The sequence below is a fragment of the Microvirga sp. P4_G7 genome (assembly GCF_056401005.1).
Genome location: NZ_JBFUKD010000114.1, coordinates 1 through 7,956, shown reverse-complemented (window position 1 = coordinate 7,956; position 7,956 = coordinate 1). Strand labels below are relative to the sequence as shown.

Genomic DNA, 7,956 nt, shown 5'->3' with positions numbered 1-7,956 from the left:
GATCCAGATCGTCGCCGTGGAGCCCTCCGAATCGCCGGTTCTCTCGGGTGGATCACCGGGCGCGCACAAGATCGACGGCATCGGCGCGGGCTTCGTCGTGCCCTTGTGGCGCGGAGATACCGCCGATCGGATCGAGCAGGTCTCGACCGATGAAGCCGCAGCGATGGCCTTTCGACTGGCGCGGGAAGAGGGCCTTTTCGCCGGCACATCCACGGGCGCGAACGTGATCGCCGCCTTGCGGTTGGCCGAAGATCTCGGTCCGGAAGCAACCGTGGTCACCATCATGTCCGACACCGGAATGAAATATCTCAGAGCGTACGGGCAGCGGCTCGCGTGACGCGGCCGTCCAGTTCATCGACAAGCGTTCGATTCAGCGATGGAGGGAAATGGTGCCGCAAGAGGGATTCGAACCCCCGACCCCCTCATTACGAATGAGGTGCTCTACCAGCTGAGCTATTGCGGCGTCACGATCGATTGACCGGAGAAGGCGACCTCATAGCTTCTGCCCTGCCTGTTGGCAAGGTGTCGGCGCGCCTTATGTGCCCGTCAGAACAAGAAAGTGCGCACGGGCGGCATGGGAGGTTCCACCGGTCCCGGGTCATCGGGCTGGGTCTGCGGGAACACCACGGCTTCGCTTTTTGGCGCAGGCGCGGGTTTCGGAACGGATGCAGGCTTGGTATCCGATCCGGGCTTGGCAGGCCCATTGACCGACGAAGTCGGCACCGTATGGGATTCGGCCGGGACACTTGCCGCGAGACCTTGCTCGGCCGGGGCAATGGATTCGGCGGTCAGCGCCTCTTCACGCGTGATCGGCAGCATCTTCGGCGTCTCGTCGAGATCTCCCATGACATCGTCGGTCAAGGCGAGTTCCGGCGCTACGAGCACGTCGGGGGGCGATTGCCAGACGAAGGCGTCGAGGCGTCCGGTCACCGGCGAGATCGGGGCCCAGGTATCGGACACGACGCCGTCGGCGATCCACGCGGGATCCCGCGGCGCACGGCTTGCGCGGGCGAGCCATTCCCGGCCCTTCCCCATCGCGCCGAACTCGGCTTGTTCGAGATCCGACATGAGGAGGCAGACCCGCATTGTCGGGCGTTCCGAGATCAGCGGCGCGAGCACCGCGCGGGCGCGGCCGAACTCGCGCGCTTCGAGTGCCGAACGAGCAACGGCGAGCCGGCCTTCGGCAGCGCCGTTCGAGAGTTTGAGCAGGGTTTCGGCACGCTTCAGGCGGTCGAGTCCCGAATCGCCCGGACGCAGGTTGAGATAGACCTCGGCGAGATCGGGATGCGGCGTCGCGCGCCACGCGGTCTCGACCACTTTCGCCGCCCGGCGCAGATCGTTTTTGTGCGACAGGAGCTTCCCGGCGAGAGCCGCGGCCGGAACGAGATCCGGCGCGAGCTTGACGGCATCCTGTGCGCTGACCAAGGCGCCCGCAGGGTCGCTGTCGGCCCTGTCGAGGGCGTCGGCGGTCAAGAGGACGGCCCGATTGCGACGGGCGGTCGGCTTATCGAGCAGACCAAGCGAAGCGCGACGCTCCATCGCGGAAAGCGCACCGCGCCAATCCCGCTCGGCGCATTGCGCTTCCAGCACCGCGTCGCTCGCCCAGGCGGCCGCGGGCGCGAGACGTGAGGCCTCGATGGCGTATTCGCGCGCGGAACCGCCATCGCCCCGGCGACGGGCTTCGACGAAGAGGCCGCGCAACCCGAGCACACGGGTCTCGCTTTCGTCCATCATCTGGGTGAAAGCGGCTTCGGCGGCAGCCCTGTTGCCGGAAATCTGCGCCGCCTGCGCCCGTAACAGCAGCGTCAGCGCCTCGGGTCCGAGGAGCCGCTCGGCCTCGTTGGCGTAACGGCGCGCCGAAACGGGATCACCGGCTCCGACGGCGACCATGCCGCGAGACACCGCCTGATAGCCGCGTGCCCGCCGCCGTGCCCTTGAGGCGAAGCCGATGCGCGACGGCAGATTCACGAGGCCGCTGACAGCGGCCCACAGCAGGGCAAGCAGGATGGCGATGCCGATCATCGCAACGGCAGCGACGGCGACCGACGTGCGCATCTCGTATCCGGCGAAGGTCACGAGCACGGTGCCGGGCCGGTCGGCGAGCCAGACCGCGCCGAAAGCCGCCACGCAGAGAAGACCGATGAAAACGAGAGCACGCCACATGGGGGAGCGGATCCTTCTTGTTATTGTGCCGGACGGTCGATGGCGGTGAGAGCGTCGGATGCAAGCGCATCGGCGGCGCGGTCGGCATCGGCGCGCTGCTTGGCAAGGCGTCCCCAATCCTGCGAGAGACGACGAGACGGCTCCGGCAATGTTTCCCAGGCGGCGTATGCGGCGCGCACGTCGCCCCGCGCCAGCGCATCCTCGATACGCGCAACCAGACTGCCCGCATTCGTCGCGTTGGGCGCGTCGACCGGGCGGATGGTCACCACGCGGTCGAACAGGCGTTGCGCCCAATCGCTCCAGCCGCCCGTCGCGGTCCGGTTCTCGCGCACGATTTGCGCCGCGAGCGGTTTGAAGCTCGCGGCAAGGCTGGCGGCCGTGGGTGCGCCACTCTTGGCGAAGGCCGTCAACGGCGCCAGACGCGCCTCGTCGTTTTCGACTTTGCGCAGGGCGTCGAGCGTCTCCGCGTAGGGAGCGCCCTGGCGCAGCGCGGCGATGAGCCGGTCAGCGAGTGCGATTCGAACACTCGCCTGAGCCTGCGCCTGATCGGCGACATTGCTCGAGATTTGGCCGGAAAGGGCCGCAACCTTGTTTGCCTGCTCGTCCGCCCGCTGCCGGACGGCCGCCACCGCTTCGGCTGAGTCGCGATTGTAGGTCTGCAGCTGAGCCTCGAGAGCCGCGAGTCGATTTTCGAGCTCTGCCACAGGCGCATTGTCCTGCGGCGGCGGCACGGGGATCGGCCGATCGAGAGCCGATCGGGCTTGCCGTTCGGCCCGGCGCGTCTCCTGGCGGATATTGCTGACGCTTTGGCGAAGATTGCCCACGGCCTGTTCGAGMTGCAGCAACCGGTCGTCGATGACGCCGACCTGCGTGCGCTTTTCGATCGCCTCCATGCGGTTCTCGACCTGGACGAGCCGAGGATTCTCCACCGGCGCCAAGGTTTGAACACCGAGAACGATGCCCGCACCCACGAGACCGCCGACGACTCCAGCGCCGACAAGGAGGCCGAAACGATCTCGCGCCTTGGCCGAGCTTTGGTCCGTTGAGCCTTGGTCGGGCGGTGTCCCCGCGCCGCCGAAGGCGGTTTTCTCAGGGCCGAACGTGTCTTCACCGGAGACCGTGCCGGACGCCTCGCCGGACGCTTGCGTGGAACCCTTGTTCCGATCCCAATCCTTGCCCTGGCCCGAACCCTCGCCGACCACAGTCGCCTTCAAATCGATCGTCGCCGGCTCGCGTGCCGTTTTCTTGCGGCGGGGATCGGACGTGTTGGGGTCGGTCGAATCAGTCACAGGACATCCTTGAAACGAAGCGAGCTTCGATGCGTGAATCGACCTCAAGATGGCCGATGGGACGGTTTTTCGAAAGCCTGGACCAACGACAAGAGCGAATCCTCGTCCGGACGGGCGGCGATCGCGGCGGGCTCGAGCCCGAAATCCCCAAGCGGAGCAGCGACATCGGCGGACAGGCAGACATGCCGGAGACTCCGAAACGCGGGCATGAGCCCCGCCTCGTCCACGAGGCGAAGCAGGATGTCGAGGCTCCTTCGGGAATAATGGAGCGCAATATCGATCCGACCACCCCGCAGGGCCTCCGATGCCACCGCCGGGAGCGAGGCGACGGCGCGCGCGTCGTAGGCCTCCCAGACATCCACGCAATAGCCTGCTGCCCGCAAAGAGGCATCGGGCTCGGCCTTGTGGTGCCGGCCGGTGACGTGAAGGAGAGCCGTTCCCGGAACAAGGTCGCGACGGATCAGTGCGCTCAACGATACCGCGTCGCCGCTCGCAACCAGCACGGAGGCGAAACCCGCCGCCGTCACCGCCTCGGCTGTCCGACCGCCGACGGCGAAGATGAGGTGGTCCTTGTCGGCGATGGCCCCGAGTGCCTCGGCCGCATGGGCGCTGGTGACGACGATCCCCTCGTAGGAACCCTTCGGCATGGGCGCGCCAGTCGCGACGATCTCGACGGTCGGTGCGATGAGGGGTGCGTGGCCGAGAGCGCCGAGGCGCCGGGCGGTCCGCTCCGCCGCGGCTTGGGCCCGTGTCAGGAGGACCCTCATCAGACCGAAAGGAACCCGGCAGGCATGCGCGCCTTGAGATCGAGACCGGCATCCCGTCCGAGACGCTCCGCATCCGCCGGAGAGCCCGTGCGCTCGACCGTGATGCTGTCGGATCCGTCGGGCTTCAGGACGAGCCCATGGAACACCAGGTCCTGTCCGACATGCTTGGCATGGCCGGCGATCGGCGTGCGGCAGGAGCCGTCGAGAACGGTGAGAAACGCCCGCTCCATGGTCAACGTAGCCCCGGTCGCAGCATCGAGGATCGGCGCGAGCGCGGCGCCGATGCGCGTATCGCCTTCCCGCATGGTGATGGCGATCGCTCCTTGTCCGACCGCAGGAAGAAAGTCGTCGGTGTCGAGTACGGCGGTGACGTGATCGGCCATGCCGAGGCGACGCAGACCCGCCATGGCGAGGAGCGTGGCATCCACCTCGCCGGCTTCCAATTTGCGCAACCGCGTTTCGACATTGCCGCGCAGCAAAGTTACCCTCAGATCGGGACGCAGGCGTAGGACCTGCGCCTGCCGGCGCAGGGAGGCGGTGCCGATCAAGGCGCCCTGCGGCAGTTCGCGCAACGTTTTCGCCCGATGGCTGATGAAGGCGTCGCGCACATCTTCCCGGGGCAGGTACCCGGCGATGATCAGGCCGTCCGGCAACCGCGTCGGCAGATCCTTCGAGGAATGCACGGCGATGTCGATTTCGCCGGCGAGCAGCGCGCTATCCAGTTCCTTGGTGAACAATCCCTTGCCGCCGGCCTCGGAAAGGGCGCGATCCTGGATCATGTCGCCCGTCGTCTTCAGGACGGTCAGCGGCAATTGCGCGGCGCTCCAGCCATGCGCCACGGCGATGCGGTCTTGCGTTTCGCGCGCCTGAGCCAGCGCGAGCGGGCTGCCCCGCGTGCCGATCACCAGGGTCGATAAGTCAGTCATTTTCGCGTCGATTCTCCTCGCACGAAACGATCCGGTTTGATCTTGTGCGGCGCGGCGGACTATAGGGGGAGGATGCACGGGCCGTGAAGCCCGAAGTTTTCATGTCTGAAGACCTCGCACCTGGGACGTCGAATGCGCATTCTCGGTATCGAAACCACCTGCGACGAAACCGCCGCCGCCGTCGTCGGCGTGGGCTTCGACGGACGCGCGGAAATTCTCTCGAATGAAGTCCTGAGCCAGATTGCCCAGCATGCGGCGTATGGCGGCGTGGTGCCGGAGATCGCGGCGCGCGCCCATGTGGAGGTCATCGACCGTCTCGTGGCGCGGGCCTTGAAGAACGCCGGAACGACGATCACGGATATCGACGGCATCGCCGTCGCCGCCGGACCCGGCCTGATCGGCGGCGTCCTGGTCGGCCTGACGACGGCGAAGGCGCTCGCCCTCGTCACCCGCAAGCCTCTGATGGCCGTCAATCACCTGGAAGCGCATGCGCTCACCGCCCGCCTCACGGACGGCATCCCGTTTCCCTATCTCCTGCTGCTCGCCTCCGGTGGTCACACCCAGCTCGTCGCTGTCAGGGGCGTCGGTGATTACGTACGGATCGGAACGACCATCGACGATGCCATCGGCGAAGCCTTCGACAAGGTCGCCAAATTTCTCGGGCTGCCCTATCCGGGTGGGCCGCACGTGGAAAAGGAAGCGCTCAAGGGCAACCCCGAGCGCTTCAACCTGCCGCGCCCCATGCAGGGGCGCGCCGAGCCCAATTTCTCCCTGTCGGGCTTGAAAACCGCCGTGCGGCTCGAAGCGGAGCGCATCGCGCCGCTGACTCAGAGCGATGTCGCGGACCTGTGCGCCAGTTTCCAGGCCGCGGTCGCCGACGTGGTGGTGGACCGGACCCGCACGGCGCTCAGAGCCTTCAAGGAGGTCGCAGGCCATCCCACCGCGCTCGTCGTGGCGGGTGGGGTCGCGGCGAACCAGACCCTTCGCGCCACACTGCAACGCCTCGCCGTCGAAACCGGCCTTCGCATGATCGCGCCGCCGCTGAACCTGTGTGGCGACAACGGCGCCATGATCGCCTGGGCGGGCCTGGAACGGCTCCGCCTCGGGCTCATCGACGATATTTCGACCCCGGCCCGCGCTCGCTGGCCGCTCGATACCAGCCGTGACGAGGTGGGAGCCAAGGCGTGACGCCGACCGCCCGTCGTATCGGCATCGTCGGCGCGGGGGCCTGGGGCACAGCTCTGGCGAATGTCACCGCGTCCGCAGGAAACGACGTCGTTCTGTGGATGCGCGACCGGGACCAGGCTCGAGCGATGGCCGCGACGCGCCGCAACGAAAAATTCCTGCCGGGCGTCGTACTTCACAACGGCGTCCGTCCGACGAGCGATCTCACCGAGGTCGCCGATACGCAGGCGGTCCTTCTGGTCACCCCGGCGCAGACGACCCGCGCGATGACGAGCGCCCTGGCAGAAATTCTTCCGCGGGAAACACCTCTGGTGCTTTGCGCCAAAGGCATCGAGCGCGGGTCGAACGCGTTCCTGAGCGATATTGCCATCGCGATTCGACCGGGCGCGCCGGTCGCGGTCTTGTCGGGTCCGAGTTTTGCAGACGATGTCGCACGGGGCCTTCCCACCGCCGTGACCTTGGCCTGCGCTCGGGAGGACGTTGCAGAAATCATGGCGAGCACCCTCTCGGGCCCAAMCTTTCGCGTCTACCACCGCACCGATGTTCGTGGCGTCGAGATCGGTGGGGCGACGAAGAACGTGCTCGCGATCGCCTGCGGCGCCGTTGCCGGTCGCAAGCTGGGTGAGAGCGCCAAAGCGGCCCTCATCGCCCGCGGCTTCGCCGAGCTTCTTCGCTTCGCGCGCGCCTATGGCGGCGAGGCTGAAACTCTGATGGGGCTGTCGGGTCTCGGCGACCTCGTGCTGACCTGTTCCACCGCTCAATCGCGCAACTTCGCCTTCGGTTTCAGGCTCGGCGAAGGGGCATCGCCCGAGGTGGCCGCTGGCGGTAAACTCGTGGAGGGAGCGGCGACCGCGAGCGCTCTCGTCGCGCTGGCTCGTGCGAAACAGGTCGAGGTCCCGATCGCGGAAGCCGTCGAGCGCGTCCTCGCCGGCGCCTGGAACCTGGATCAAGCAATCGAGGCTTTGATGAGCCGACCGATCAGATCCGAACATTGAGGGACCAAGACATTGGCTCACTGGCTCTACAAATCCGAACCGTCCGTGTGGTCGTGGGACATGCAGGTCGCCGAAGGCGCCAAAGGCACCTTCTGGAGCGGCGTGCGCAATCACAGCGCCAAACTGAACCTGATGGCCATGAAGAAGGGGGACAAGGGCTTTTTCTACCATTCCAACGAAGGCAAGGCGATCGTCGGCATCGTCGAGGTGATCAAGGAATACTACCCCGACCACACCGACGCCTCGGGCAAGTTCGGCATGGTGGACATCAAGGCGGTGAAACCGTTGAAGCGTCCCGTGACGCTGGACGAAATCAAACTCGAGCCGAAGCTCAAGGACATGATTCTCGTCAACAATTCCCGCCTCTCGGTCCAACCGGTGACGGACGCGGAATGGGCGCTGATCTGCAAGATGGGCGGCGTCTAGGAACGTACCGCTCGGCCGCGACCAAAGTCCGATCCCGGTTCGGGTTGCCCTCGGCCTCGCTCTTTCCGTAATGCTAGGTTCAACTAGGTTTAAGTGTCTGGGAGACGCGCCATGGAAGACAAGATCTACGATGTGAAGCCCGAGTGGAAAGCCCGCGCCTATCTCGACGAGGCTGGCTACAAGGCCAAGTACGAAGCGTCCATCA

8 protein-coding genes and 1 tRNA gene are annotated in these 7,956 nt (G+C 66.4%); 4 read left to right on the top strand and 5 right to left on the bottom strand.

Annotated features, from left to right (window positions below; translation table 11 throughout):
- A partial coding sequence (locus AC1DT3_RS07640) for a pyridoxal-phosphate dependent enzyme (protein WP_477464655.1) occupies positions 1 to 337 on the top strand: 337 nt, incomplete at its 5' end.
- A 50-nt stretch (positions 338 to 387) separates the two neighbouring features.
- On the opposite strand, the gene AC1DT3_RS07635 is transcribed toward AC1DT3_RS07640, so the two are convergent.
- The 5 genes from AC1DT3_RS07635 to hemC all read right to left on the bottom strand — a co-directional run bounded on the left by AC1DT3_RS07635 (position 388) and on the right by hemC (position 5,145).
- Positions 388 to 463 (bottom strand) — tRNA-Thr (locus AC1DT3_RS07635).
- Positions 464 to 546: 83 nt separating this feature from the next.
- Positions 547 to 2,163: a heme biosynthesis HemY N-terminal domain-containing protein gene (locus AC1DT3_RS07630; protein WP_477464654.1), complete on the bottom strand. Its 1,617-nt coding sequence runs from the start codon at positions 2,161 to 2,163 to the stop codon at positions 547 to 549.
- 20 nt (positions 2,164 to 2,183) lie between these two features.
- A complete protein-coding gene (locus tag AC1DT3_RS07625; RefSeq protein WP_477464653.1) occupies positions 2,184 to 3,452 on the bottom strand; it encodes a COG4223 family protein in 1,269 nt (422 codons plus the stop codon).
- 44 nt (positions 3,453 to 3,496) lie between these two features.
- The gene (locus AC1DT3_RS07620; protein ID WP_477464652.1) at positions 3,497 to 4,219 is read right to left on the bottom strand and encodes a uroporphyrinogen-III synthase; all 723 of its coding nucleotides are present in this window, start codon (positions 4,217 to 4,219) and stop codon (positions 3,497 to 3,499) included.
- Entirely contained in the window at positions 4,219 to 5,145 is a 927-nt protein-coding gene (gene hemC / locus AC1DT3_RS07615; RefSeq protein ID WP_477464651.1) for a hydroxymethylbilane synthase, read from the bottom strand. The genes AC1DT3_RS07620 and hemC overlap by 1 nt, the downstream gene beginning before the upstream one ends.
- 132 nt (positions 5,146 to 5,277) lie before the next feature.
- Here hemC and tsaD point away from each other — a divergent pair, with 132 nt between their 5' ends.
- From tsaD to AC1DT3_RS07600, 3 genes are read left to right on the top strand one after another with little or no spacing between them, the layout of a single operon-like run.
- Positions 5,278 to 6,333 (top strand): tRNA (adenosine(37)-N6)-threonylcarbamoyltransferase complex transferase subunit TsaD, encoded by a 1,056-nt coding sequence (gene tsaD, locus AC1DT3_RS07610; protein WP_477464650.1) that lies wholly within the window; start codon positions 5,278 to 5,280, stop codon positions 6,331 to 6,333.
- Positions 6,330 to 7,325 (top strand): NAD(P)H-dependent glycerol-3-phosphate dehydrogenase, encoded by a 996-nt coding sequence (locus AC1DT3_RS07605; protein WP_477464649.1) that lies wholly within the window; start codon positions 6,330 to 6,332, stop codon positions 7,323 to 7,325. Before tsaD ends, AC1DT3_RS07605 begins: the two co-directional genes overlap by 4 nt.
- A 12-nt stretch (positions 7,326 to 7,337) precedes the next feature.
- Positions 7,338 to 7,751: an EVE domain-containing protein gene (locus AC1DT3_RS07600; RefSeq protein WP_477464648.1), complete on the top strand. Its 414-nt coding sequence runs from the start codon at positions 7,338 to 7,340 to the stop codon at positions 7,749 to 7,751.
- The last annotated feature ends 205 nt before the right edge of the window (positions 7,752 to 7,956 follow it).